This window comes from Pseudomonas sp. 43A (assembly GCF_013363935.1).
Lineage (GTDB): Bacteria > Pseudomonadota > Gammaproteobacteria > Pseudomonadales > Pseudomonadaceae > Aquipseudomonas > Aquipseudomonas crudilactis.
Genome location: NZ_CP054880.1, coordinates 6,371,666 through 6,395,980, shown reverse-complemented (window position 1 = coordinate 6,395,980; position 24,315 = coordinate 6,371,666). Strand labels below are relative to the sequence as shown.

Annotated in this window: 22 protein-coding genes; 8 read left to right on the top strand and 14 right to left on the bottom strand. The window is 59.0% G+C overall.

Translation table 11 applies throughout. The features are described from left to right. Positions 1-66 precede the first annotated feature (66 nt). Positions 67-282 (bottom strand): 30S ribosomal protein S21, encoded by a 216-nt coding sequence (rpsU, locus tag HUW52_RS28300; protein ID WP_002551877.1) that lies wholly within the window; start codon positions 280-282, stop codon positions 67-69. Positions 283-481: 199 nt separating this feature from the next. Between rpsU and tsaD the strand changes: the two genes are divergently transcribed. Continuing rightward, complete coding sequence (tsaD, locus tag HUW52_RS28295; protein ID WP_175555471.1) at positions 482-1,507, top strand: tRNA (adenosine(37)-N6)-threonylcarbamoyltransferase complex transferase subunit TsaD; 1,026 nt, start codon at positions 482-484, stop codon at positions 1,505-1,507. A 23-nt stretch (positions 1,508-1,530) separates the two neighbouring features. Here the strand turns inward: tsaD and plsY are convergent, their stop codons facing one another. Beyond that, positions 1,531-2,100: a glycerol-3-phosphate 1-O-acyltransferase PlsY gene (plsY, locus tag HUW52_RS28290; RefSeq protein ID WP_016983146.1), complete on the bottom strand. Its 570-nt coding sequence runs from the start codon at positions 2,098-2,100 to the stop codon at positions 1,531-1,533. A 74-nt stretch (positions 2,101-2,174) separates the two neighbouring features. Between plsY and folB the strand changes: the two genes are divergently transcribed. Both folB and folK read left to right on the top strand, forming a co-directional pair. Continuing rightward, positions 2,175-2,531 (top strand): dihydroneopterin aldolase, encoded by a 357-nt coding sequence (folB, locus tag HUW52_RS28285; RefSeq protein WP_064390789.1) that lies wholly within the window; start codon positions 2,175-2,177, stop codon positions 2,529-2,531. After that, a complete protein-coding gene (gene folK / locus HUW52_RS28280; protein ID WP_016983143.1) occupies positions 2,522-3,040 on the top strand; it encodes a 2-amino-4-hydroxy-6-hydroxymethyldihydropteridine diphosphokinase in 519 nt (172 codons plus the stop codon). The genes folB and folK overlap by 10 nt, the downstream gene beginning before the upstream one ends. An 82-nt stretch (positions 3,041-3,122) precedes the next feature. Here the strand turns inward: folK and HUW52_RS28275 are convergent, their stop codons facing one another. The 11 genes from HUW52_RS28275 to HUW52_RS28225 form a co-directional block, all read right to left on the bottom strand. Then, complete coding sequence (locus HUW52_RS28275; protein WP_175555470.1) at positions 3,123-4,352, bottom strand: multifunctional CCA addition/repair protein; 1,230 nt, start codon at positions 4,350-4,352, stop codon at positions 3,123-3,125. A 63-nt stretch (positions 4,353-4,415) separates the two neighbouring features. Further along, positions 4,416-5,978 (bottom strand): SpoVR family protein, encoded by a 1,563-nt coding sequence (locus HUW52_RS28270; protein WP_175555469.1) that lies wholly within the window; start codon positions 5,976-5,978, stop codon positions 4,416-4,418. After that, positions 5,975-7,246 (bottom strand): YeaH/YhbH family protein, encoded by a 1,272-nt coding sequence (locus HUW52_RS28265; protein WP_016983140.1) that lies wholly within the window; start codon positions 7,244-7,246, stop codon positions 5,975-5,977. Before HUW52_RS28265 ends, HUW52_RS28270 begins: the two co-directional genes overlap by 4 nt. A gap of 120 nt (positions 7,247-7,366) precedes the next feature. Next, positions 7,367-9,289 carry a PrkA family serine protein kinase gene (locus HUW52_RS28260; protein WP_007910115.1) on the bottom strand — a complete coding sequence of 641 codons (1,923 nt, stop codon included), beginning with the start codon at positions 9,287-9,289 and terminating at the stop codon, positions 7,367-7,369. 297 nt (positions 9,290-9,586) lie between these two features. Further along, positions 9,587-9,916 (bottom strand): thiosulfate sulfurtransferase GlpE, encoded by a 330-nt coding sequence (glpE, locus tag HUW52_RS28255; protein ID WP_016983139.1) that lies wholly within the window; start codon positions 9,914-9,916, stop codon positions 9,587-9,589. Between the two features lie 33 nt (positions 9,917-9,949). Continuing rightward, positions 9,950-10,831, bottom strand: a complete 882-nt coding sequence (locus HUW52_RS28250; protein WP_175555468.1) for a symmetrical bis(5'-nucleosyl)-tetraphosphatase — start codon at positions 10,829-10,831, stop codon at positions 9,950-9,952. Then, positions 10,831-11,211 (bottom strand): Co2+/Mg2+ efflux protein ApaG, encoded by a 381-nt coding sequence (gene apaG / locus HUW52_RS28245; protein ID WP_016983136.1) that lies wholly within the window; start codon positions 11,209-11,211, stop codon positions 10,831-10,833. The genes HUW52_RS28250 and apaG overlap by 1 nt, the downstream gene beginning before the upstream one ends. A gap of 113 nt (positions 11,212-11,324) precedes the next feature. Then, positions 11,325-12,143, bottom strand: a complete 819-nt coding sequence (gene rsmA / locus HUW52_RS28240) for a 16S rRNA (adenine(1518)-N(6)/adenine(1519)-N(6))-dimethyltransferase RsmA (protein ID WP_102900136.1) — start codon at positions 12,141-12,143, stop codon at positions 11,325-11,327. Then, positions 12,140-13,129 (bottom strand): 4-hydroxythreonine-4-phosphate dehydrogenase PdxA, encoded by a 990-nt coding sequence (pdxA, locus tag HUW52_RS28235; RefSeq protein WP_175555467.1) that lies wholly within the window; start codon positions 13,127-13,129, stop codon positions 12,140-12,142. The genes rsmA and pdxA overlap by 4 nt, the downstream gene beginning before the upstream one ends. Next, on the bottom strand, positions 13,126-14,448 hold the full coding sequence (gene surA, locus HUW52_RS28230) for a peptidylprolyl isomerase SurA (RefSeq protein ID WP_175555466.1): 1,323 nt from the start codon (positions 14,446-14,448) through the stop codon (positions 13,126-13,128). Before surA ends, pdxA begins: the two co-directional genes overlap by 4 nt. Then, complete coding sequence (locus tag HUW52_RS28225) at positions 14,423-17,224, bottom strand: LPS-assembly protein LptD (RefSeq protein WP_175555465.1); 2,802 nt, start codon at positions 17,222-17,224, stop codon at positions 14,423-14,425. Before HUW52_RS28225 ends, surA begins: the two co-directional genes overlap by 26 nt. 130 nt (positions 17,225-17,354) lie before the next feature. Here HUW52_RS28225 and HUW52_RS28220 point away from each other — a divergent pair, with 130 nt between their 5' ends. Genes HUW52_RS28220 through HUW52_RS28210 form a run of 3 tightly spaced genes read left to right on the top strand, consistent with a single transcriptional unit; the run spans position 17,355 to position 19,811 of the window. Beyond that, positions 17,355-18,374, top strand: a complete 1,020-nt coding sequence (locus HUW52_RS28220; protein ID WP_175555464.1) for an aminoglycoside phosphotransferase family protein — start codon at positions 17,355-17,357, stop codon at positions 18,372-18,374. Beyond that, on the top strand, positions 18,371-19,042 hold the full coding sequence (murU, locus tag HUW52_RS28215; protein ID WP_175555463.1) for an N-acetylmuramate alpha-1-phosphate uridylyltransferase MurU: 672 nt from the start codon (positions 18,371-18,373) through the stop codon (positions 19,040-19,042). The genes HUW52_RS28220 and murU overlap by 4 nt, the downstream gene beginning before the upstream one ends. Position 19,043: 1 nt before the next feature. Next, complete coding sequence (locus HUW52_RS28210; protein ID WP_016983612.1) at positions 19,044-19,811, top strand: DnaJ domain-containing protein; 768 nt, start codon at positions 19,044-19,046, stop codon at positions 19,809-19,811. Positions 19,812-19,937: 126 nt separating this feature from the next. On the opposite strand, the gene HUW52_RS28205 is transcribed toward HUW52_RS28210, so the two are convergent. After that, entirely contained in the window at positions 19,938-20,921 is a 984-nt protein-coding gene (locus HUW52_RS28205; RefSeq protein ID WP_175555462.1) for an alpha/beta hydrolase family protein, read from the bottom strand. Between the two features lie 73 nt (positions 20,922-20,994). Here HUW52_RS28205 and HUW52_RS28200 point away from each other — a divergent pair, with 73 nt between their 5' ends. Both HUW52_RS28200 and HUW52_RS28195 read left to right on the top strand, forming a co-directional pair. Beyond that, positions 20,995-23,391: a PAS domain S-box protein gene (locus HUW52_RS28200; protein ID WP_016983610.1), complete on the top strand. Its 2,397-nt coding sequence runs from the start codon at positions 20,995-20,997 to the stop codon at positions 23,389-23,391. Between the two features lie 85 nt (positions 23,392-23,476). Next, positions 23,477-24,106 (top strand): response regulator transcription factor, encoded by a 630-nt coding sequence (locus HUW52_RS28195; protein WP_016983609.1) that lies wholly within the window; start codon positions 23,477-23,479, stop codon positions 24,104-24,106. Positions 24,107-24,315 lie beyond the last annotated feature (209 nt).

Genomic DNA, 24,315 nt, shown 5'->3' with positions numbered 1-24,315 from the left:
CGCAAATGCCATTAGCCCGGCTGAGAGCCGGGCTTAGGCAAGAAGCTTGCTACGAACGTCTGTGTATTAGTACAGACGAACGGCGCGGCGCTGTTCGCGCTGAACTTTCTTGGCGTGACGCTTAACAGCGGCTGCTGCTTTGCGCTTACGCTCAGAAGTTGGCTTCTCGTAAAATTCGCGGCTACGAACTTCAGCCAGTACACCGGCTTTTTCGCAGGAGCGCTTGAAACGACGCAGAGCTACGTCGAAGGGTTCGTTCTCTTTAACTTTGACGGCTGGCATCCAGAGCTACCTTCATTCATTACCGGGGTCAACATCCTCGCGGCAAAAGAGCACTTGAAGACGTCGGTTTTTAAGGGTTGCGGATGTTAACCCCTCATCGCTCGGAATGCAAAGCCTCTGATCGAAAACCGCTGGTCGGGGCATCACGCGGCGACTATTATGCGCGCCTTCGAAGTCAGCCTAAACAAGGCGCAAACCCATGCTAGTACTGGGATTAGAAACCTCCTGCGACGAAACCGGCGTCGCATTATATGACAGTGAACGCGGCCTCTTGGCTGACGCACTGTTCAGCCAGATCGACCTGCACCGTGCCTATGGCGGTGTGGTGCCGGAGCTGGCCTCGCGTGACCACGTCAAACGCATGCTGCCCTTGATCCGTCAGGTCTTGGCCGAGGCGGACTGCGTGCCGACCGAGATCGATGCGATCGCCTATACCGCGGGTCCTGGGCTGGTTGGCGCATTGCTCGTGGGGGCTTCCTGCGCCCAGGCACTGGCCTTTGCCTGGGGCATTCCGGCGCTCGGCGTGCATCACATGGAAGGTCACTTGCTGGCGCCGATGCTCGAGCCAAAACCGCCGGAATTCCCGTTCGTCGCTTTGTTGGTCTCCGGTGGCCATACGCAACTTGTTCAGGTCGATGGCATCGGTCAATACAGTCTGCTCGGCGAGACGCTCGACGATGCTGCCGGCGAAGCGTTCGACAAAACCGCGAAAATGATGGGCCTGAATTATCCGGGCGGGCCGGAAATCGCCAAATTGGCGGAGAAGGGCGTTGCAGGACGTTTCACCTTTCCACGTCCGATGTGTGATCGCCCGGGTCTGCAATTCAGCTTCAGTGGTCTGAAAACCTCTGCGCTCAACGCCTGGCAGCAGTGCGTCAGCGCCGGGGACGACAACGAGCAAGCCCGTTGCGACATCGCGCTGGCGTTCCAGCAGGCCGTGGTGGAGACTTTGACCATCAAGTGCAAGCGTGCCCTGAAACAGGCCGGCATGAAGCGTCTGGTGATCGCTGGTGGCGTCAGTGCCAACAAGGCCTTGCGGGTTTCGTTGGAAAAGATGCTCGGCGACATGAGGGGCGATGTGTTTTACGCCCGCCCCGAGTTCTGCACCGACAATGGCGCGATGATCGCGTTTGCCGGTTGCCAGCGCTTGCAGGCCGGTCAGCAGGAAAGTCTGGCGATCAGCGTGCAGGCGCGCTGGCCGATGGAACAGTTGTCGGCGCTGTGATGAGCGGCGCTCATGGACGGTATTTAAAAATGCCGTTCGCGCCCGGCAAACAGGTCGCGTAGATTGCCGCGGTGGCGCCAGACGATCAGCAAGGTCAGTGCGCTCATCGGCAACAGCGCTTCCGGTTCCTGCCAGGCCAGCAACGGCAGGGTCAGCGGCGTGGCGATCAGTGCCGCCAGCGAGCTGGTGCGGGTCAGGTAAAACGTCAGCAACCAGGCGCATACTGCCAGCAGTGCTGCAGGCGGATACAGGCCCAGGAGCATGCCGGCAGCGGTGGCGACACCTTTGCCGCCACGGAAGCGAAAGTACAGCGGGAACAGGTGACCGATCACGGCGCACACGCCGATCCACGCCTGATCCTGCAGCGAAAGACCTGCTGCCGAGGCAATCAGCACCGGCACCAGGCCTTTGCACAGATCACCGAGCAGGGTCAGGATCGCCAGTTTGCGACCGGCCAGGCGCAGCATGTTGGTGGCGCCGGCATTGCCCGAGCCACTCATTCGCGGGTCCGGATTTCCGGTCAGGCGGCTGAGCAAAATGGCGAAGGACAGCGAGCCGAGCAGGTAGGCGAGAGTCGCCAGTAACCAAAACATGCTAACTATTCCGGGCGAGGACGCCCTGATTCTAACGGCGCATTGCGCCCTTGTCGTGCAGCGGAGAAAAGTGCTTGGACAGAGTGTTTATCGAGGGCCTGGAAGTCGACACCGTCATTGGTGCCTACGACTGGGAGCGCGGCATCCGACAGTGCCTGCGACTTGATCTGAGCTTCGCCTGGGACAATCGCCCGGCCGCTGCCGGTGACGACCTGACCCTGGCGCTCGACTACGCCAGCGTTTCCACGCGGATTCAGGCTTTTGCCGAGCAAGCGCAGTTTCAGTTGGTCGAGACCTTTGCCGAGCGTCTGGTCGAAGTGCTGATGAGCGAATTCAAGATCACGTGGGTGCGTCTGAAGTTGACCAAGCCTGGCGCTGTACCGGCCGCGAAGGGCGGTGTGGGCGTGGAGATCGAGCGCGGATGTCGCTGACTCAGGTCTACTTAGGGCTCGGCAGTAATATCGAGCGCGAAATCCATTTGCGTGCCGGACTCGACGCATTGGCGACGTTTCTGGTGGATATCCGCTGTTCGGCGGTGTTCGAGAGCGCGCCTGTGGGGATCAAGAGTGGGCCGTTCTTCAATTTTGTAGTGTCGGCGTATACCGACCTGCCGTTGATGGAGCTGGATCGACGCTTGAAATTCATCGAGGCGGATAACGGTCGTTATGCGCCTGATCGCAAGGGTTTGCCGCTGGATATCGACGTGCTGCTGTATGGCGAGCTGGCGGGGAGTTTCGACGGGCTGGTTTTGCCACGTGCCGAGATTCTGAAAAATGCTTTTGTGTTGTGGCCGCTGTCACTGATTGCGCCGGATCGCGTACATCCGAGTGTGGGAAAAAGCTTCGCGACGTTGTGGGCAGAGGCGCAGATTGATCAGGTGCTGGCGCCAGTAGCGTTCGAGTGGCGGGGTCAGCAGTTAACCTCTTCAGATCTGAGTTGACTTGACTGGCGTCTTCGCGAGCAAGCTCGCTCCCACAGTGGGCCCTATTCCAATTTGGGAGCGAAGTTGTTTGCGAAGGTTTTCAGACTGACGCCGCCTCTTTGTAAGCCTTCAACGCCCTCAGTCGTTCACGCTTCAGCGCTTCGCCCAGTTCCGGTCCCTTGAATCCCTTCTCCAGCAACGGCTGCACTGCGACTTCCCGCGCGGCCTTCGCCGCACCCCGCAAATAATCCGCCTGTGGATAATTTCTCTGTTCCAGCCCTTTGCGGCCTCGGGCGTCCATTTCGCATGCGACGATGAACTCTTCAAACCGCTGTGGCCGACGATACACGTCAAAACTCTGCAGCAACTCCAGCAATGTCGAAGCCTTCAGTTCCAGCGCCCGATGGCCATGGGTATGGTACTTGCCGACCAGTAGCGCCAATTCCTGACAATCCTTTGGTGCCTTAAAGCGTTCGTTGACCGCTTTGATCAGCTTCAACCCCGTGTGCTCATGGGCGATGTGTCGCGGCCACTGTTCTTCCGGGGTCAGACCTTTACCGAGATCGTGCAGCAGGCAAGCCCAGCGTACTGTCAGCGGTTGTTTGTACAGCGCCGATTGCTCCAGAACGCTGAGCGTGTGCAGGCCGGTGTCGATTTCCGGATGATGGGCTTCCGGTTGTGGCACGCCAAACAGCGCGTCGACCTCTGGCATCAGTACTTTAAGCGCGCCGCAGTCGCGCAGCACCTGAATGAACACCTGCGGCTGATCTTCCATCAAGGCGCGGGAGATTTCCTTCCAGCTGCGTTCGGCGGTCAGCGCCTCCAGTTCGCCGGAGTCGCTGAGTTGACGCATTAATTCCCGCGTCTCTGGCGCGACCGTGAAACCGAGCTCGGCATAGCGCGCGGCGAAGCGGGCAACGCGCAATACCCGCAGAGGATCTTCGGCGAACGCCGGGGAAACGTGGCGCAGGATTCTCGCATCAAGATCGCGCTGGCCATGGTACGGATCGGTCAGATTCTGCTGGTCGTCCTCGGCCATGGCATTGATCGTCAGGTCGCGACGAATCAGGTCTTCTTCAAGCGTTACTTCGGGGCTGGCGTGAAAGGTGAAGCCGCCATAACCGCGCCCGCTCTTGCGCTCGGTGCGGGCGAGGGCGTATTCCTCGCCGCTTTTGGGATGAAGAAACACCGGGAAATCCGCGCCCACCGGGCGATAGCCCTTGGCGAGCATTTCTTCCGTGGTAGCGCCGACCACCACCCAATCGATGTCAGTAACCGGTTTGCCCAGCAAGCGATCACGTACGGCGCCGCCAACCTTGAAAATCTGCATAAAAAACCTCCGTTAGCCCGACAGGATAACCCTTGCGTCAGACTTTCGGAGGTCGGAACCGGATCAAAGATGAATGACGGCCAGATCAAGTCGACCGTAATCCCCTTCGCTGTGGTCACTGCGTGGTGGAACGTGATGAGTTTTCATGATCTGGTCGCCTTGCAGGGTTTCCAGATGGATATCAAAGCCCCACAGGCGATGCAGGTGTTTAAGTACTTCTTCGGTGGAGTCTCCCAGCGGTTTACGATCATGCTGTTGGTGACGCAGGGTCAGTGAGCGGTCGCCGCGCCGATCAATGCTGTAAATCTGCACGTTCGGTTCACGATTGCCGAGGTTGTATTGCGCGGCCAGGGTTTCGCGAATGATCCGGTAGCCGGGTTCATCATGAATTGCAGGCACCAACAAGTCGTCCTTCTGATCGTCATCCATGATGCTGAATAGCTTCAGATCACGGATCACTTTCGGTGACAGGTATTGCAGGATGAAACTCTCATCCTTGAAGCTGCTCATGGCGAACTTGATGGTCGATAGCCAGTCCGTACCGGCAATTTCCGGGAACCAGTGACGATCTTCCTCGGTTGGTTCTTCACACATGCGCCGAATGTCACGGTACATGGCGAAGCCCAGTGCATAAGGGTTGATCCCGTTGTAATAGGGGCTGTCGAAACCCGGCTGGAACACCACACTGGTGTGCGAAGTGAGAAATTCCATCATGAAACCGTCGGTGACCAGGCCTTCGTCGTACAGGTCGTTCATCAGCGTGTAGTGCCAGAACGTTGCCCAGCCTTCGTTCATGACCTGGGTCTGGCGTTGTGGATAAAAATACTGGGCGATCTTGCGCACGATACGCACGATTTCGCGCTGCCACGGCTCCAGCAGCGGCGCATGTTTCTCGATGAAGTAGAGGATGTTTTCCTGCGGCTCGGCCGGGAAGCGCGCGTTGTCCCTGTCGCTGTATTTGTCCGCGCCTTTGGGAATGGTGCGCCACAGATCGTTGATCTGCTTTTGCATGTGCTCTTCGCGATCTTTCTGCCGCCGGCGTTCCTCTTCGGCGGAAATCGGATAAGGACGCTTGTAGCGATCGACGCCGTAGTTCATCAGGGCATGGCAGGAGTCGAGCAGGTCTTCCACCGCATCGATGCCGTGGCGTTCTTCGCACTGCATGATGTACTGCTTGGCGAACACCAGATAATCGATGATTGAGCTGGCATCGGTCCAGGTACGAAACAGGTAATTGCCCTTGAAGAAGCTGTTGTGGCCGTAGCACGCGTGCGCCACCACCAGCGCCTGCATGCAGATGGTGTTCTCTTCCATCAGGTAAGCAATGCACGGATCGGAGTTGATCACGATTTCGTAGGCCAGGCCCATCTGCCCACGGCTGTAGGATTTTTCGGTGCTGAGGAAGTGTTTGCCGTAGGACCAGTGGTGATAACCCAGTGGCATGCCCACCGAGGCGTACGCATCCATCATTTGCTCGGCGGTGATCACTTCGATCTGGTTGGGATAGGTATCCAGGGCATAGCGGGCCGCGATCCGGGCGATTTCGCGGTCGTAGGTCTGGATCAGCTCGAACGTCCATTCGGAGCCGGTGGAAATGGGTTGGCGCTTCTGCTCTTTGGCGGTCATGTCACTAACCTGCGCTGGAAGAGTTCACGGAAGACCGGATAGATATCCCCGGCCGAGACCAGTTGCTGCTGGGCAAAAGTGTCAGAAAAGGCTTCGGCGATGCGTTCGTACTCGTACCACAATGCCTGATGTTCGCGCGGGGTGATCTCCACGTAAGTGTAGTACTGCACAAACGGCATGATCTGGTTGATCAGGATGTCGCGGCAGATTGGCGAGTCGTCGTTCCAGTTGTCACCGTCGGAAGCCTGGGCTGCGTAGATGTTCCACTCGTTGCTCGGGTAACGCTCGGCCATGATCTCCTGCATCAGTTTCAAGGCGCTGGACACGATGGTGCCGCCGGTTTCCCGGGAATAGAAAAACTCTTCTTCGTCGACTTCCCGAGCGCTGGTGTGATGGCGGATGAATACCACGTCGATCTTGTCGTAATTCCGTTTCAGGAACAGGTACAACAGGATGAAAAAGCGTTTGGCGATGTCCTTGGTCGCCTGGGTCATGGAGCCGGAGACGTCCATCAGACAGAACATCACCGCTTTCGAACTGGGGTTGGGCTGTTTGATCAGCAAGTTGTACTTCAAGTCGAAGGTATCGAGGAACGGCACGCGATGGATGCGCGCGCTGAGCCTTTCGATTTCCGCTTCGAGTTCCTGAATATCGCCGAAGTTGTCCGGCTCTTCGCGTCTCAGGCGCTCAAGTTCTTCTTTGACTTCGCGCAGTTTTGCCCGACTGCTGCCAGACAGGGCAATGCGTCGCGCATGAGCCGAGCGCAGCGTGCGGATGATGTTGATGCGTGACGGGTTACCTTCGTTACTGATCCCGGCACGAACGGTCTTGAAGGTGTCGGTGCCGCTGAGGTTACGTTTGACCAGGTTCGGCAGTTCGAGGTCTTCGAACATGAATTCGAGGAATTCTTCCTGGGTGATCTGGAAGACGAACTCGTCCATGCCCTCGCCGGAATTGCCAGCCTTGCCGGGACCACGTCCGCCGCCACCTCCCGGTGGGCGGGCAATATGCTCGCCGGCGGTGAATTCCTTGTTGCCGGGATGAACCACGGTCTGCTTGCCGCCACGGCCGTGGTGAAGCACCGGTTCGTCGATGTCGCGACCGGGAATGCTGATCTGTTCGCCGTGTTCCATATCGGTAATGGAACGCCGGCTGACCGCCTCTTCGACAGCCTTTTTGATGTGGTCACGGTAACGCCGCAGGAAACGCTGGCGGTTCACCGTGCTCTTGTTCTTGCCATTCAGACGTCGGTCGATCACATAGCTCATACATGGCCCTCCGGGCAGCTTCAAGTTGTGAGCTGCGAGCTGCAAGAAGAAGCGGTTGCCCATGGGTCAGGGTTCATCTGCTTTTTTCTTGCAGCCCGTAGCTTGAAGCTTGTAGCTGTTTTACTGCGATTTCCGGACCCGTAGGTACCATTCGGACAGCAGACGTACCTGTTTGTCGGTGTAGCCGCGTTCGACCATTCGAGTGACGAAGTCGTTGTGCTTTTGCTGATCCTCCTTGCTGGCCTTGGCGTTGAAGCTGATGACTGGCAGCAGATCCTCGGTGTTCGAGAACATTTTCTTCTCGATGACCACGCGCAGTTTTTCGTAGCTGAGCCAGGTCGGGTTCTTGCCGTTGTTGTTGGCGCGGGCGCGCAATACGAAGTTGACGATCTCGTTGCGGAAATCCTTCGGATTGCTGATGCCGGCCGGTTTCTCGATTTTCTCCAGTTCTTCGTTCAGCGCCACGCGGTTGAGAATCTCGCCGGTTTCCGGATCGCGGTACTCCTGATCCTGAATCCAGAAATCCGCGTACAGCACGTAGCGGTCGAAGATGTTCTGGCCGTACTCGCTGTAAGATTCGAGGTAAGCGGTCTGGATCTCCTTGCCGATGAATTCGATATAACGCGGCGCCAGGTATTCCTTCAGGTAGCGCAGGTAGCGCTCGCGGGTTTCGGCCTGGAATTGCTCCTGTTCGATCTGCTGTTCCAGCACATAGAGCAGGTGCACCGGGTTGGCGGCGATTTCATGCGGATCGAAGTTGAAGACCTTGGACAGGATCTTGAACGCGAAGCGGGTCGACAGACCGTTCATGCCCTCGTCGACGCCTGCCGAGTCGCGATATTCCTGGATCGACTTGGCTTTCGGATCGGTGTCCTTGAGGTTTTCGCCGTCGTAGACGCGCATCTTCGAATAAATGTTGGAGTTTTCCGGCTCCTTGAGGCGCGACAGCACGGTGAACTGCGCGAGCATCTTCAGGGTGTCAGGTGCGCAATGGGCTTTGGCCAGAGAACTGTTGAACAGCAGTTTGTCGTAGATCTTCACTTCGTCGCTGACGCGCAGGCAATACGGCACTTTGACGATGTAGATCCGGTCGATGAACGCTTCGTTGTTCTTGTTGTTACGGAAGGTGTGCCATTCCGATTCGTTGGAGTGGGCGAGCAGGATCCCGGTAAACGGAATCGCGCCAAGACCTTCGGTACTGTTGTAGTTGCCTTCCTGTGTGGCGGTCAGCAACGGGTGCAGCACCTTGATCGGTGCCTTGAACATTTCGACGAATTCCATCAGGCCCTGGTTGGCCCGGCACAGCGCACCGGAGTAGCTGTAGGCGTCGGCGTCGTTCTGTGGGTATTCCTCGAGTTTGCGGATGTCGACCTTACCGACCAGCGCCGAGATGTCCTGGTTGTTCTCGTCACCCGGTTCGGTCTTGGCCACGGCGATCTGGTTGAGGATCGACGGGTACAGTTTGACCACGCGGAACTGGCTGATGTCGCCGCCGAATTCGGCCAGGCGTTTGGTGGCCCATGGCGACATGATGGTGTTCAGGTAGCGCCGTGGGATGCCGAAGTCTTCTTCGAGGATCGCGCCATCTTCGGTGGCGTTGAACAGACCCAGTGGCGATTCGAACACGGGCGAGCCCTTGATCGCGTAGAAGGGCACTTTCTCGATCAGCTGTTTCAGCTTCTCGGCCAGGGATGATTTACCGCCGCCGACGGGGCCGAGCAGATAAAGGATTTGCTTCTTCTCTTCCAGGCCTTGGGCGGCATGGCGGAAATACGAGACGATCTGGTCGATGCATTCTTCCATCCCGTGGAAGTCTTCAAAGGCCGGATAGCGACGAATCACCTTGTTGGAGAAGATGCGTGACAGCCTCGAGTTAGTCGAGGTGTCGAGCAGTTCCGGCTCACCGATGGCCAGTAATAGACGCTCGGCGGCGGAAACGTAGGCGCTACGGTCTTTCTTGCACAGCTCCAGGTACTCTTGCAGCGAGAGTTCTTCCTGGCGTGTGGACTCGAAGCGTTGTTGGAAGTGGCTAAAGATACTCATGACGTCACCTCGCTCGATACGTGGAGCCGACGCCGGATCACTCAGTCGATGCTGGCAAACAACCGTTTTGGCGGCTGTTTGTTTACCCCCCAGAACACTTCCGCGATCGACAATCGCGAAAGTCACTCCCGATGACCCGTGCGCCGGTGTACCGGCTCTCCCCTGTTTTGGATGGCCTGGGCTTAAGGATAGTTGGGAATTCGGGAGGTAAAGGGCAGATACGTAATTAGTTGTCTCTGACCGTTCGTCTGCCGCGCGCAGGCCCAAGGCAGCCGGGGCCTGCGCGTGACAAAAAAATTATTCGGCGGTGCCTTGCGCGGTTTCTGCAGGATAAGTCGTACGCCATAACTCAAAGCCGCCGTCCATGCTGTAGACGTCGGAGAAGCCTTGGCTGATCAGATAGGCCGCAGCACCCTGGCTGGAGTTGCCGTGGTAGCAGACGACGACGGTCGGGGCATCAAGGTCGGCGCCTTGAATGAAGGCGTGCAGAGAATGGTTGTCCAGATGCTTCGAACCGCTGATATGCAGAGCGGCAAAAGTCGCCGGGTCGCGCACGTCGACCACGACAGCACCTTGTTCACGCAGGGCCTGGGCCTGTTCCGGGGGGATTCGTTTGAATTCGCTCATGGCGGGTTCCTGTTGCTCGGCTGAAAGCGCAGTCTAACGCGGGACGCTGACTGGCGAAGTTTGGGGGATAAGTGGTGCGACAGTCGGGGCGAGGCCGCCGTGTTCATCGCATTTGCATGACAAGCGTTCACCGCTGTCGACATTCATCAGGGTCAGGCTGCCGCCCCAGACACAACCGGTGTCCAGCGCCGAGATACCTGGCTCATGGATATTGCCTTCGAGTGCTGCCCAGTGGCCGAAGATGATTCGCAAGCCTTTCGTTTTGCGCTCTTTATGCTGGAACCACGGTTTGTAACCGGCCGGCGCGGTGTCGAGGCCTTCTTTGCTCTTGAGGTCGAGCTTGCCCTCGGCGGTGCAGAAGCGCATGCGCGTGAAATAGTTGGTGATGACGCGCAGGCGGGTCACGCCTTTAAGGTCGTTGTCCCATTTCGCCGGGTCGTTGCCGTACATGCCGTCGAGGTAGGCGGGGAACAGATTGTCGTCACGCAGGGCGCTTTCGACTTCAGCGGCGCACTTCAACGCGCGGCTCAGGGACCACTGCGGCGGAATGCCGGCATGCACCATGGCGACATCACGTGTCTCGTCGTAATGCATGAGCTTTTGCTGGCGTACCCACTCGAGTAATTCAGCGCTGTCCGGTGCATCGAGAATCTCGCGCAAGGTGTCGGACTTCTTCAGGCGCTCGATGTTTTTCGCCGCTGCCAGCAGATGCAGGTCATGGTTGCCAAGTACGCAGACCAGCGATTGGCGCATGCCAAAGAGAAAGCGCAGGGTTTCCAGTGATTGCGGGCCACGGTTGACCAGATCGCCCACCAGCCACAGCCGATCAAGCGTCGGATCGAATGCCACTTGCTTGAGCAGGCACTTGAGCGGTTCGAGGCAGCCTTGCAGGTCGCCGACGGCATACGTCGCCATCAGTGCAGGGCTCCGGGCACTGCCAGACGGAAAGGTTTGATGATGGCGTCGAAATGTTTGCCATCGTCGGCAACCATTTCGTAGGTGCCCTGCATGGTGCCGACCTTGGTGGTCATCACCGTGCCGCTACTGTAGGTGTGGCTTTGCCCGGCATTGATCAACGGTTGCTGACCCACGACGCCGGCGCCGCGTACTTCCTCGACATGGCCATCACCATCGGTGATCACCCAGTGCCGTGACAGCAGCTTGGCCGGAATCGCGCCATTGTTCTGCACGGTGATGGTGTAGGCGAAGGCGAAGCGGTCGTGCTCGGGTTGCGATTGGTCTGCCAGATAGCGGGTAACGACGCTGACATCGACCTGGTAACGGGAATCGGACATGCAAGGGGCCTTAAACGAAGCGGAACGCGGGGCGTAGCTGATGGGGAATCAGTCTAGGCAAGTATCGGGCAGTAAACCAGAGTGGCGTCCTGCCCGATAGCGTTCATCGCTTGTCAGTCGGCGGCGGGGGAGGCCGGGACCTGAATGGCGAGCTGGTCGGCCAAGCGTACGAACGCGGCCAGATCCAGTTGCTCCGGACGCAGGCTGCCATCGACGCCGGCGGCTTCGATCTCGGCATTGCTGAGCAATTGCTTGAGGGTGTTGCGCAGGGTCTTGCGGCGTTGGTTGAACGCTTCGCGCACAACACGCTCGAGCAACTTGTGATCCTTGGCCGGGTGCGGCAGCACGGCGTGCGGTACCAGGCGAACGATGGCCGAGTCGACTTTCGGCGGCGGGTTGAACGCGCCTGGGCCGACGTTGAACAGGTGTTCCACTCGGCAATGGTACTGAACCATGATCGACAGACGCCCCCAGTCACCACCACCAGGGCCTGCAGCCAGACGCTCGACGACTTCTTTCTGCAACATGAAGTGCATGTCGCGAATGATGCCGGCGTTGTTCAGCAGGTGAAAAATCAGCGGTGTCGAGATGTTGTACGGCAGGTTGCCGACCACACGCAGGCTGTTCGGTGCGGCGTTGAGCGTGTTGAAGTCGAACTTCAGTGCATCGCCCTGATGCAGGTTGAAGTTGCTCTTGCCGGCAAACTGCTGGTTGAGGATCGGGATCAGATCCTTGTCCAGTTCCACCACATCGAGTTGCGCACCGGAGTTGAGCAGGCCGGCGGTCAATGCGCCCTGGCCCGGGCCGATTTCCAGCAGGCGGTCTTCAGACTTGGCGCTGATGGAGCGCAGGATGCGGTCGATGACGCCGGCATCGTGCAGGAAGTTCTGGCCAAAGCGTTTGCGCGCCTTGTGTTGGTATTGCTCGGTCATAAACGGGTCTCGGCCATCTGATAGGCGGTTTCCAAGGCGACTTGCAGGCTGCCGGTATCGATCTTGCCGCTGCCGGCCAGATCCAGGGCGGTGCCATGGTCAACCGACGTGCGGATGATCGGCAAGCCAAGGGTCACGTTGACGGCAGCGCCGAAGCCTTTGTACTTGAGCACAGGCAAACCCTGGTCGTGGTACATCGCCAGCACTGCGTCGCAGTGCTCCAGATATTTGGGGGTAAACAGAGTGTCGGCAGGCAGCGGGCCACGAAGGTCCATGCCCTCGCCGCGCAGGCGCTCTAAGGTAGGTTCAATGATGTCGATTTCTTCATGGCCCAGGTGGCCGCCTTCACCGGCGTGTGGGTTAAGTCCGCAGACCAGGATGCGTGGCTGGGCGATGCCGAACTTGTGTTGCAGGTCGCTGTGCAGAATCCGTGTGACCCGTTCCAGCCGTTCCGGCGTGATCGCATCGGCGATGTCGCGCAGGGGCAGGTGAGTGGTGACCAGTGCCACACGCAAACCGCGCGTTGCCAGCATCATCACTACTTGTTCGGTATGGGTCAGGTCAGCCAGAAACTCCGTGTGCCCGGAGAACGCGATGCCCGATTCGTTGATCACGCCTTTGTGAACGGGCGCGGTGATCATCCCGGCAAAATCGCCGTTCAGGCAGCCGTTGCCGGCGCGGGTCAGGGTTTCGAGGACGAAAGCGGCATTAGCCTTGTCCAGTTGCCCGGCAACCACGGGGGCGCTCAGTGGCGTATCCCAGACATACAGGCTGTTTGCGGGCGCCGGGGCGTCCGGCCAGTGATCGGGCGCAACATCCAGCAGATTGACGACCAGCCCCAGCTGCGCGGCCCGCTCAAGGAGCAGGTCGCGGCTGGTGATGGCAATCAGGGGATGTGGCTGGGCTTGCGAGGCGAGCAGCAGGCACAGGTCGGGACCGATGCCGGCTGGTTCGCCGGGTGTCAGCGCGAAACGCTGGGGTTTCACTGCGCTGCCTGGTCTGCACCAGGGAGTTTGATCTCTACGTACGCTTCGTCACGAATCTGACGCAGCCAGGTTTGCAGCTCTTCATCGTATTTGCGGTTACGCAGTACGGTCATGGCTTGCTGCTCGCGGGCCTGTTCGGTGCTGTCGGTGGCGCGACGGCCAAGGACTTCCAGAACGTGCCAGCCGTATTGGGTCTGGAATGGCTTGGACAGCTGACCTTGTGGGGTCTTGGCCATCACTTCGCGGAATTCCGGTACCAGTGCGTTCGGGTCGATCCAGTTCAGGTCGCCGCCGTTGAGGGCAGAACCGGGGTCTTCCGAATAGTTCTTCGCCAGTTCGGCGAAGTCTTCGCCGGCGACGATGCGGTCATACAGCGATTGAACCAGCGCTTTGGTCTTGGCTTCGTCGCGGATCGGGCTCGGCTTGACGAGGATGTGGCGCACATGCACTTCATCACGCATCTGGGCTTCGCCGCCACGCTTGGCCAGCAACTTCAGGATGATGAAACCACCTGGAGTGCGCGCAGGCTGAGTGATATCGCCGATGGCCATGCTGCTCAGTTCACGATCAAACGGTGGTGGCAGTTGCGCGGCTTTACGCCAGCCCATGTCGCCGCCTTCCAGTGCGTTGTCGCTGGCGGACTTGGCAACGGCCATCTGGCCGAAGTCGGCGCCTTGCTTGAGCTGCTGGTAAACCTCCATCGCCTGACGTGCGGCGTTCTGAATCGCTTCAGAGTTGGCACTTTCCGGGGTCGGGATCAGGATGTTGGCCAAGTGCAGTTCTTCGGACAGTTGCATCTTGCCCAGGTCGGAGGCGAGGAAGTTCTTCACTTCCTGTTCGGAGACCTGAATGCGCTCTGCCACGCGACGCTGACGGACACGGCTGATGATCATTTCCCGGCGGATCTGGTCACGTGCGTCGTCGTAGGACAGGCCGTCGTGAGCCAGTGCTGCGCGGAACTGATCCACGGTCATGTTGTTACGCTGGGCAATGGTGCCGACCGCCTGGTTCAGCTCTTCATCGGTGATGCGGATGCCGGAACGTTCGCCGATCTGCAATTGCAGGTTTTCAACGATCAGGCGTTCGAGCACCTGCTGATCCAGCACACCCGCAGGCGGCAGACCGCCACCACGCTTGGCGATGGTCTGCTGAACTTCGTGGACGCGTTGATCCAGTTGGCTCTGCATGACCACATCGTTGTCGACGATCGCTACCACTTTATCGATGGACTGTACTGCGGCGTTGGCCGCAGTACCCAGGAACAGCGCGCCCAACACCAGCGGGCGCAGACAATCAGAAAGCTTGGTCTTCACGTTCACGATAACCTTGAATGCCTTTGTCGAGGAAGCTCTCTACCTTGGCGCCGGTGAGGCCGCCGAGTCCCTTCAGAACAATTTGGAGGAAGATGCCATGGTCGCCTTTCTCGTTTTGCGGAGCTTCCTGGCTGAACTCGTCATAGGAAACCCAGTAACGGTTGATCAGGCGTAGTTTCCAGCAGCAGTTGTCGTACTCGAAACCACCGAAGGCTTCCAGGGTACGGTTGCGGTTGTAGTCATACTGCCAGCGGCTGATCGCGTTCCACTGTGGAACGATCGGCCAGATGACCGAGAAGTCATGCTGCTGGATCTTGTAGTAATCCTTCACGTAGCCAGGCGTGCCAGGGGTACCGTAGTCGCCACCGCCCACAGTCCACTTACCGGTGTTCTGGTCGTAGCGAACCTGGTCGTTGCGATAGCGATAGCCGACGTTGATAACCTTGTTCGGGTTGTCTTCCGGCTGGTAGTGGAACATCGCGCTGCCGGAACGAGGGCTGCGGCTGTCCGGATCCCAGTTGTAGTCGGCAGTGGTCCGCCAATCGCGGTTCCAGCGGTATTCGTATTCCAGAGCATATGGCGAGACGTTGGACTTGGCGTCGTCACGATCGTTGAATGCGATGCCTGGCAGTTGAACCTTGCGATCCTTGAAATACAACGCCTGGCCTACGCTGATGCGTTGACGTTCAAAACCATCATCTTCGATCCAGCGGCTGGTCACGCCCAGCGACAGTTTGTTCTCGTCACCGACACGGTCGGAGCCGGAGAAGCGGTTGTCACGGAACAGCGATGCATAGTTAAAGGTGTATTCGCTGGTATCGAACACTGGAATATCTTCCTGGTCGACCTCAGGTACATAGAGATAGAACAGGCGTGGTTCCAGAGTCTGACGGTAGTTCTTGCCGAAATACTGGGTATTGCGGTCGAAGTACAGGCCACTGTCGACGCTGGCGATTGGTACGCCGCGGTTCTGATTGCTGTCGAATGTACCGTTGAGCTTGTTCTGCTCGGCGTTTTGCGTAGCAATATCGCGCTTACCCTGACCATCCAGATCAAGTTGATACTGGGTGTACTGATATTTGAGCGATGGTTTCAGGAAGCCATAAGTCCAGTTCAGCGGCAGGCTAACACCTGGCTTCAGATTCAGACGGTCGCCGTTTGCACGAGCAAGTCCAAATATATTGGTATCAAGGCGCCGCTCTGTAGTAACTCCGTCTTCCTGGGTAAATGTCCCGGTTTTCAAATCACGATCAAACCGAACGATCTCGGTCTCGTAATCGAAATTCAGGCCTTCCGGGTGGTACGGCAACTGACCATTGAAGGTGATCTGCGGCAGACGGCCATACGGCGTAATGTTCGAAACAGTCGCCAATTGGTACTGCTGAGCATTCAACCGTGCGGTGTAGCTGTCGCCACGATAAGTAACCGAACCCTGTTGATTCACAAAGTCGCTGGACTTCACACCAATCTGATCAGTCTGCAGATCCTGGAAGTAATACGGATCGCTGATCTTGGTGTAATCAACCTCGGTGAACACACGGGAGTCGAGACCGCCCTTGTGCTGCCAGTTGTACATGTAGCGGGTTTTTTCGTAGTCGGTCTGCTTGCTGCGCTCGGTATCGTCATCGTTCAGATACGCCGCACCAAACTGACCTTCACTCGACTTGGTCAGGTAACGGAACTCGCCTTCCACCAACATGCCGCGCTTGCTCATGTAACGCGGGTACAACGTGGCGTCATAGTTCGGCGCCAGGTTGAAGTAGTACGGTGTAACCAGCATGAAGCCGGTATCGCTGCCGCTGCCGATGGTCGGCGGCAGGAAGCCCGACTGGCGACGGTCGTCGATCGGGAAATAGATGTACGGCGTGTACAGAATCGGAATGTCTTTTACGCGCAGCGTCACGTTGGTCGCGGTACCGAAACCGGTGGCCGGGTTCAAGGTAATGTTGTTGCCCTTGAGCTGCCAGGCGTTGCTGTTCGGTTCGCACGTGGTGTACGTGCCGTCCTTCAGACGGATGATCGCGTTTTCTGCACGCTTGGCGTACAGCGCGTTACCGCGGATACGCGATTTGTGCATCACGTATTCGGCGTTGTCGACCTTGGCTTCACCGGTGTCGAGTTGAACATCGGCGTGATCGCCGACGATCAGCGCGCCGTTGTCACGGATACGCACATCGCCATTGAGTTCGGCGCGGCTCTCGGCCTGATACAGGCTCGCCTCGTCGGATTCGACCTGCATGCTGCCCTGACGCAGGACGACATCGCCGGCCAGCGTACCGACTTGATCATCGGTGTTATAGCGCGAGGCTTTCGCGCCGATAAAGGTCGGGGCGTCACTTTTATTCGTCTTGTCATTCATGCCAGGACGAATCGGTTCGATATAGGCACCAGAGCAGTAAGGTCCGGTCTCGGCCAATTGAGCGGCGGTGAGCTTCTCGCGCGGAACCCAGTCGAGGTGACTGAAGTCTTCGCTACGGGACTTCAGGCCGCGGCCCTTGGCTTCGGTGACCAGTGCCGTTTTAGGGGCTGTGTCGGCAGTCGAACCGTTCTCGCTCGCCGCTTCGCCGGTGGCACTGACGGCACTGCCGTCATGCACTGGGCGCGGCGGCAACGCAGCAGCGGTTGATTTGGGCGCACAGGCCCAACCACCCGAAGCCGAGACGGAGCAGTCATACTGCTCGGCGGCAACAACGAATTGACTGGCCAGAGGTTGCATAGCCAGCAGACTGCCGGTTACCAACAACGGAAATTTTTTACGAAACGCGGGGGATTTCAATGCCATCTTATTAGTCCGGGCTTCCTGCGTGCCATCTGCCCGCGGTGTGGGCCGCACGCCTCTCGATGGTCTGAAAAAGATGCTGGATAATAAAGCATGACCCGCTTGACGGCTAGCGCCGTCGGAGACCCTTGCAATGCCTGACCAAGATGTACGCTTGCAACACCTGAAAGTTTGGCTCGATGAGCAGTTGGCAACCCTGTTTGCAGATCAGGGCTGGGGCGCCGTGCCCCCGGCCACGTTGACTGCGGCCAGCAGCGACGCGAGTTTCCGCCGTTACTTCCGTTGGGAAGGAGAGGGTCGCAGCTTTGTCGTGATGGACGCGCCGCCACCCCAGGAAAACTGCAAACCGTTCGTGGATATCGCCTTTTTGCTGGCGAAATCCGGAATAAATGTGCCGAAAATTTATGCCGAAGACCTCGAACGCGGTTTTCTTTTGCTCAATGACCTGGGCAACAAGACCTATCTCGACGTGATCGATGGCGAAAATGCCGATGCTTTGTTCGACGAGGCCCTGCAAGCGCTGCTGGCTTTTCAGCAGTTGCCGATGGTTGCGCCGTTGCCGAGTTACGACGTGGCGTTGCTGCGCCGTGAACTGGAACTGTTCCCCGAGTGGTATGTGAAGCGTGAGCTCGGCATCGAGTTCGACGCGGTCCAGCAGCAACAATGGCAACATATCAGCGACCTGTTGATCGACAGCGCCCTCGCGCAGCCCAAAGTGCTGGTGCACCGTGACTATATGCCGCGCAACCTGATGCTCAGCGAGCCGAATCCCGGTGTGCTGGATTTCCAGGATGCGGTTTATGGTCCGGTGACCTACGACGTGACGTGCCTGTTCAAGGATGCCTTCCTCAGCTGGCCTGAAGAGCGTGTACGTGGTTGGCTGGAAAATTACTGGCAACAAGCCTCGGCGCTGAACATCCCGGTGCAGCCTGACTTCGAAGATTTCCTGCGCGCCAGTGATCTGATGGGCGTGCAGCGTCACCTGAAAGTCATCGGCATCTTTGCGCGTATCTGTCACCGCGACGGCAAGCCGCGTTATCTGGCCGACGTACCGCGTTTCTTCTCCTATATAGAAGCGGTGATTGCGCGTCGCCCTGAACTGGCGGAGCTGCAAGCGCTGTTCACCAGCCTGCGGGGCGGAGCGCCAGCATGAAGGCAATGATTCTGGCGGCAGGCAAAGGCGAGCGCATGCGCCCGCTGACCCTGACCACGCCGAAACCGCTGGTACGTGCGGGTGGCGTGCCACTGATCGAGTATCACCTGCGCGCTTTGGCGGCCGCAGGATTCAACGAGATCGTCATCAACCACGCCTGGCTCGGTCAGCAGATCGAAGATTACCTGGGGGACGGTTCGCAGTTTGGCGTGAGCATTCAGTACTCGCCGGAAGGTGAACCACTGGAAACCGGCGGCGGGATTTTCCGCGCGCTGCCGCTGCTCGGCGATGATGCCTTTCTGGTGGTCAACGGTGATATCTGGACCGATTACGATTTCAGCGTGCTGCATCAGCCGATCAACGGGCTCGCGCATCTGGTGCTGGCTGACAATCCGGCGCACCACCCGAACGGCGATTTCACACTGATCGACGGTAAGGTGCACGACGGCCAACCTGACGCGCAAACCCTGACCTACAGCGGCATCGCCGTACTTCATCCGCAACTGTTCGATGGCTGCAGCGACGGTGCTTTCAAACTGGCACCGCTGCTGCGCAAGGCCATGGCGGCTAGTGAAGTCACGGGCGAGCGTCTGAAAGGTCACTGGGTTGATGTCGGTACGCACGAGCGTCTGGCCGAAGCTGAAACCTTGATAGAAGCGAGTCGCTGACATGTTGTGGCCAGGGACTCTGATTGGAGCCGGAGCGGGTTTTGCAATTGCCAGCATTCCGGGGGCCATGCTTGGGGCATTGTTGGGGCAGGCGCTGGATCGGCGTCTGCACTTGCAGAGCTGGGGGCATCTGCGGGAAAAGCTCGGCGGTAAGCCGATGCTGCGCAATGATGAATTGTTGTTCGTGTTGCTCGGTCGTCTGGCCAAGAGCGACGGTCGCGTCACCGATGGGCATATCCAGCAGGCGCGAAACGAGATGCGTGCGCTGGAGATGAGCGAACCGGCGACACGTCGGGCGATTGCCGCGTTCAACCGTGGCAAGTCCGGCAGCGACAATCTGCGCGGTTATCTGCGCCGCCTCAGTGTCCAGCCGCACGCCAGCGAAGGTGTGTTGCGCGCCTGTTGGCGGATGGTCTGGGCCGATGGCCGCGCGGGTGTCAGTGAGCGTGAATTGCTGGCGCAGTGGGGCAAGTGGCTCGGCTGGACGACGCATCAGGTGCAGGCATTGGCCAGTGATTACGAGCCGGGTAAACGACCGATCGTCAGTGCTGCAGTGAGTTATCAGGAGGCGATGCGTTTATTGGGTGTGTCGGCGTCCAGTGAACCGGCGCAGATCAAGCGCGCTTATCGGCGCCTGCTCAGTCGTCATCATCCGGACAAGATTGCCGGGTCAGGGGCGACGCCAGTGCAGGTGCGTGAAGCAACCGATAAAACCCGTGAGCTGCACAATGCCTACACGTTGATTCGTGAGCGGCGGGATTTTCGCTAACCGTTAGAGCTGTGTTGCCAGTGATGGCCCCTTCGCGAGCAAGCTCGCTCCCACATTGGATCTGCGTACAAAATCCATTGTGGGAGCGAGCTTGCTCGCGAATGAAGGCGCCTCGGTCTTATTCGGTCAGTCCGGGTTCTGCGGATTCAGCCAGCCACGCACCCGGCGGAACAACTGTTCCTGCTCAGCCTTGTTGTCTGGCAAGGCTCTGAGCGCGACCTGGCTGAACGCCAAGGTCTTCAAGCGCTTGCTCGCCTGCATGCGCTCCAGCGCCGCGTTGCGATCCAGCGGCTTGTCCATGTAGAAAATATCGGCCGTCGGCAATTTCAGCATTGGCGTCAACTCGGCCAACGCCGGTTTTGCCTTGGCCGGCATCTGCGCATCGACCATGACAAATTTCTCCACCTGCGCCGTTTGTTTTTCGCTCAGGTATCGCGCGGCCCAATAGGCGCCCGTGCCGTGTCCAAGCACAACAATACTGCGTGCGCTCTGCTGCTCGGCGTAGGCGAGCGCGGCGTCGATGCGGGCGAAGATTCGTTCGGCGTCAGCCTTGGATTGCTCTTCAGTGGTTTCGGCGACTACTTGATCCGCCACTTCGGCTTCACCGCCAGCGGCCTGCTCGATCGGCTGCGCGGTGGTGGCGTCTTTGCTGCCGGACTCCGGCGCTTTAGGCACAGCGGGCGCTTCGACGACACGCGCCGCGATGGCATCGCTTTGCAGGTCGGGCAGCGTAATACTCAGGCTGCTCCACTGCGCATCGGGCAATTTACGCCGCAGCGGGCCGATTGCCTGTGGCCAGTCAGCGGTTTCGCCAGCGCCAGGAATGATGATCACCGCACCTTTGGGGTCGGCGGTGTTGGCCGGTTTCCACAGGGCGAGGAAGGTGTCGCTGCCGGCCTGTAACTGTTGCTGTTCTTGCGCCGGAACTTGACGTTCCAGTGCGGCGGCCTCTTCCTGACTACGCTCTAGCAATGGCTGGCGTTCGGCCGGTTTTTCTTCTGCCGGTTTTTCCGCCGCAGGGGCGGGGTCGGCGGCGTTGACGGAAAACGCACAAGGCAGGATCAGCGACAGGCACAATGCTGGCAGTGCCAGGCGGTAAACAGAGGGCATCGGTTATTCCAGGCCAGAAAGTATCCCGGCAGCCTAATGGGTTGGTCAGAATTTGTCAGTGTATGAGACTTCAATGAAGCGATTTTGCTGCCTGTGGGTTATCGGCTGTTTATGGTTTCCCTTGATGGGCTGGGCGGCGCCTGCGCCGCCGTCTCATCTCGCACAGTTGTCGGCAAGCCAGCAGCAATGGCTGGCGCAGCACAGTGAATTGCGCGTCGGCCTGGTGTTGCAAGCGCCGTATGCGCAATACGACCGGCGCCTGCAACGGCTGTCCGGGGCCAACGTCGAGCTGATGAAGTTGTTGGCCAAGGCGCTCGACGTCGAATTGAGCTGGCGCAATTTTCAGGATCTCGCACAACTGGAAACCGCCGTGCGCGAGGGCGAGGTCGATATCGCTCCGGGCCTCAGTCAAACCCCGAGTGCGCTGCGCCTGTGGCAATTTTCCGATCCGTACATGCGCGTGCCGCAACTGGTGGTCAGCGATCAGAAGGCCAGTGGTGTGGTCGATCTGGAGAAACTCGACAGCCAGACCCGCGTCGCCGTGCGCATGCCCAGCAGCACCGCCGACTATCTGCGCGGCAACTACCCCCATCTGAATCTGCAAGGTGTGCCGCTGGAGCGTCAGGCGTTGCAGTTGCTGTTGAGTCAGCAGGCTACTTACGCTGTGGTCGATGAGGCGCAACTCGGACGGTTGTCGGCGGAGCCGGAGTTCGCCGAGTTGGTGGTGGTCGGCGACATCGGCCTGCCGCAACTGCTGCGAGTCGGCTCACGCCGCGATTGGCCAGAGTTGGCCGGCATCGTCCAAAGCGCCTTGCGTGCAGTCCCGGCCAAGGATCTGGAGCAATTGCACAGCCAATGGCTGCAACCGAAATATCCGCGGCTGTCGGAGTCACGGGGGTTCTGGCAGAACCTCAGTCTGTTGTTCGCGGTAATGCTGCTCAGTTGTGTCGCGATCGTATTCTGGCAGCGCCGCCAACAGCACAGCCTCGAACAGCGGCTGCTGGCCGCGCGGGAAGACATCGCCTTGCGCGCGGCCAGTGAAGAAGCGCTGCGGTTGACGCAGTTCTCCATCGATCAAAGCACTGTCGGCATCCTCTGGGTCAACTGGGACAGCCATGTGCGCTACGCCAATCGCGCGGCGGAAGTCATGCTCGGTTATCCCTCAGGCGGATTGATCGAGCGACCGCTGATCGACTTCGAACCGGGCCTGCACATGGATCGCTGGCTCAACCTGTGGAAGCGCGCGCGTGCCAGCGAAGAAGGGCCGCTGAGTTTCGAGACCAGTTGCGTGCGCGCCGATGGCAGTGTTTTACCTGCGGACGTGTCGCTGAGTTTTCTGCGTTTCCGCGACAGTGAATATCTGGTGGTGTACCTCACCGACGTCACCGACCGCCGTCGCGCTTTGGCGGCTTTGCAGGAAAGCGAGGCGCGTCTGCAAGGTATCGCCGCCAACGTGCCGGGGCTGGTGTTCCGTCTGGAGCGGGCGCCAGTGACTGGGCAGATCGACTTTGCCTATATCAGTGAGGGCAGTGAAAGTCTGGTCGGCTACGCACCGGCCGCTATCGCTCATCGCGACATGGGCCTGCGCAGTCTGGTGCATCCCGACGACAAGGCCAGTTATCACCGCACTCAGGATCAGGCGCTGGACACCGACAGCGATTGGTCATGGCAGGGCCGAATCCTCACGCGTCAGGGCGAACAGCGCTGGGCCGAGATCAAGGCGATCACCCGGCAACTGGAGGATGGCGCTTACGTCTGGGATGGCATCGTCTGGGACATCACCGAGAGCAAGCGTATCGAGCTGGAGCTGGCGGCATCGCGCGAGCAGTTGCGTGAACTGTCGGCGCACCTTGAGAGCGTGCGTGAAGAAGAGAAGGCGCGCATTGCTCGCGAGGTTCACGATGAATTGGGGCAAATGTTGACGGTGCTGAAGCTGGAAACATCGATGTGCGAACTGGCCTACGCGCAACTCGATCCCGGTCTGAATGAACGGCTAAACAGCATGAAACGCCTGATCGCGCAGTTGTTTCAATTGGTGCGCGATGTGGCGACGGCGCTGCGCCCACCGATTCTCGATGCCGGGATCGCTTCGGCGATCGAATGGCAGGCGCGGCGATTTGAAGCGCGTACACAGATTCCGTGTCTGGTGCAGGTGCCGGACAATCTGCCTGCGCTCAGTGATGCCAAGGCGATTGGGTTGTTTCGGATTTTGCAGGAGGCGCTGACCAATGTGATGCGGCATGCCCAGGCGCATACTGTGGAACTGACGCTGGCGCTGGAAGGCGACGAAGTGTGTCTGACGGTCAGTGATGATGGCGTAGGATTCGTCGCCACTGCCGGTCGGCCGACTTCGTTTGGTCTGGTGGGCATGCGTGAGCGGGTGCTGATCATGGGTGGGCAGCTGGTGCTGGAGAGTGAACCGGGGGAGGGCACCAGTCTGGTGGTGCGGGTGCCGGTGAGTGAGGTTTGAAGACTTGTGGTGTTTGGGCTGACGCTATCGCGAGCAGGCTCGCTCCCACAGGGATTGGTGTGTACCTGAAATCTGGAGAAAAGATTTGATTCGTGTACTGGTAGCCGAAGACCACACCATCGTCCGCGAAGGCATCAAGCAATTGATCGGCCTGGCCAAGGACCTGCAAGTGGTGGGCGAGGCGAGCAACGGTGAACAACTGCTCGAAACCCTGCGCCATATTCCGTGCGAAGTGGTGCTGCTCGACATTTCCATGCCAGGGGTCAATGGCCTCGAAGCAATTCCGCGCATCCGGGCACTGAACAATCCGCCGGCGATTCTGGTGTTGTCGATGCACGACGAGGCGCAGATGGCAGCGCGGGCGCTGAAGGTCGGCGCGGCCGGCTATGCGACCAAAGACAGTGATCCGGCGCTGTTGCTCACCGCCATTCGCAAGGTCGCGGCGGGTGGACGTTATATTGATCCGGATCTGGCGGATCGCATGGTGTTTGAAGTCGGCCTGACCGATACACGGCCGCTGCACTCATTACTGTCCGAACGCGAATTCTCGGTGTTCGAACGCCTGGCCCAAGGCGCCAATGTCAACGACATTGCCCAGCAACTGGCCTTGAGCAGCAAAACCATCAGCACCCACAAGGCGCGGCTGATGCAGAAGCTCAACATCACCTCACTGGCCGAACTGGTCAAATACGCGATGGAACACAAACTCCTCTAAAGATCACCGCGATCAAACCTGTGGGAGCGAGCTTGCTCGCGAATGCGGTGTATCAGTCACAGAATGAGTTGAATGACCCACCGCTTTCGCGAGCAAGCTCGCTCCCACAGGTTTCTTCATCGTTCCTGCGAGATTGGGCATATCTGTTAGCGACACGCGCTTTTGCTTGTTCTTGCAGCTTGCAGCTCAACCCTCGCCACTGCCTTATC

Coding starts and splice junctions, on each gene's coding strand:
- HUW52_RS28265 (WP_016983140.1), bottom strand. CDS start 7,246: ATGAGCTATGTGATCGACCGACGTCTGAATGGCAAGAACAAGAGCACG.
- HUW52_RS28270 (WP_175555469.1), bottom strand. CDS start 5,978: ATGACCGCCAAAGAGCAGAAGCGCCAACCCATTTCCACCGGCTCCGAA.
- rsmA (WP_102900136.1), bottom strand. CDS start 12,143: ATGACCGAGCAATACCAACACAAGGCGCGCAAACGCTTTGGCCAGAAC.
- HUW52_RS28205 (WP_175555462.1), bottom strand. CDS start 20,921: ATGCCCTCTGTTTACCGCCTGGCACTGCCAGCATTGTGCCTGTCGCTG.
- HUW52_RS28210 (WP_016983612.1), top strand. CDS start 19,044: ATGTTGTGGCCAGGGACTCTGATTGGAGCCGGAGCGGGTTTTGCAATT.
- plsY (WP_016983146.1), bottom strand. CDS start 2,100: ATGTTTTGGTTACTGGCGACTCTCGCCTACCTGCTCGGCTCGCTGTCC.
- HUW52_RS28200 (WP_016983610.1), top strand. CDS start 20,995: ATGAAGCGATTTTGCTGCCTGTGGGTTATCGGCTGTTTATGGTTTCCC.
- HUW52_RS28260 (WP_007910115.1), bottom strand. CDS start 9,289: ATGAGTATCTTTAGCCACTTCCAACAACGCTTCGAGTCCACACGCCAG.
- apaG (WP_016983136.1), bottom strand. CDS start 11,211: ATGTCCGATTCCCGTTACCAGGTCGATGTCAGCGTCGTTACCCGCTAT.
- folK (WP_016983143.1), top strand. CDS start 2,522: ATGTCGCTGACTCAGGTCTACTTAGGGCTCGGCAGTAATATCGAGCGC.
- murU (WP_175555463.1), top strand. CDS start 18,371: ATGAAGGCAATGATTCTGGCGGCAGGCAAAGGCGAGCGCATGCGCCCG.
- HUW52_RS28225 (WP_175555465.1), bottom strand. CDS start 17,224: ATGGCATTGAAATCCCCCGCGTTTCGTAAAAAATTTCCGTTGTTGGTA.
- HUW52_RS28250 (WP_175555468.1), bottom strand. CDS start 10,831: ATGGCGACGTATGCCGTCGGCGACCTGCAAGGCTGCCTCGAACCGCTC.
- rpsU (WP_002551877.1), bottom strand. CDS start 282: ATGCCAGCCGTCAAAGTTAAAGAGAACGAACCCTTCGACGTAGCTCTG.
- tsaD (WP_175555471.1), top strand. CDS start 482: ATGCTAGTACTGGGATTAGAAACCTCCTGCGACGAAACCGGCGTCGCA.
- HUW52_RS28275 (WP_175555470.1), bottom strand. CDS start 4,352: ATGCAGATTTTCAAGGTTGGCGGCGCCGTACGTGATCGCTTGCTGGGC.
- HUW52_RS28220 (WP_175555464.1), top strand. CDS start 17,355: ATGCCTGACCAAGATGTACGCTTGCAACACCTGAAAGTTTGGCTCGAT.
- glpE (WP_016983139.1), bottom strand. CDS start 9,916: ATGAGCGAATTCAAACGAATCCCCCCGGAACAGGCCCAGGCCCTGCGT.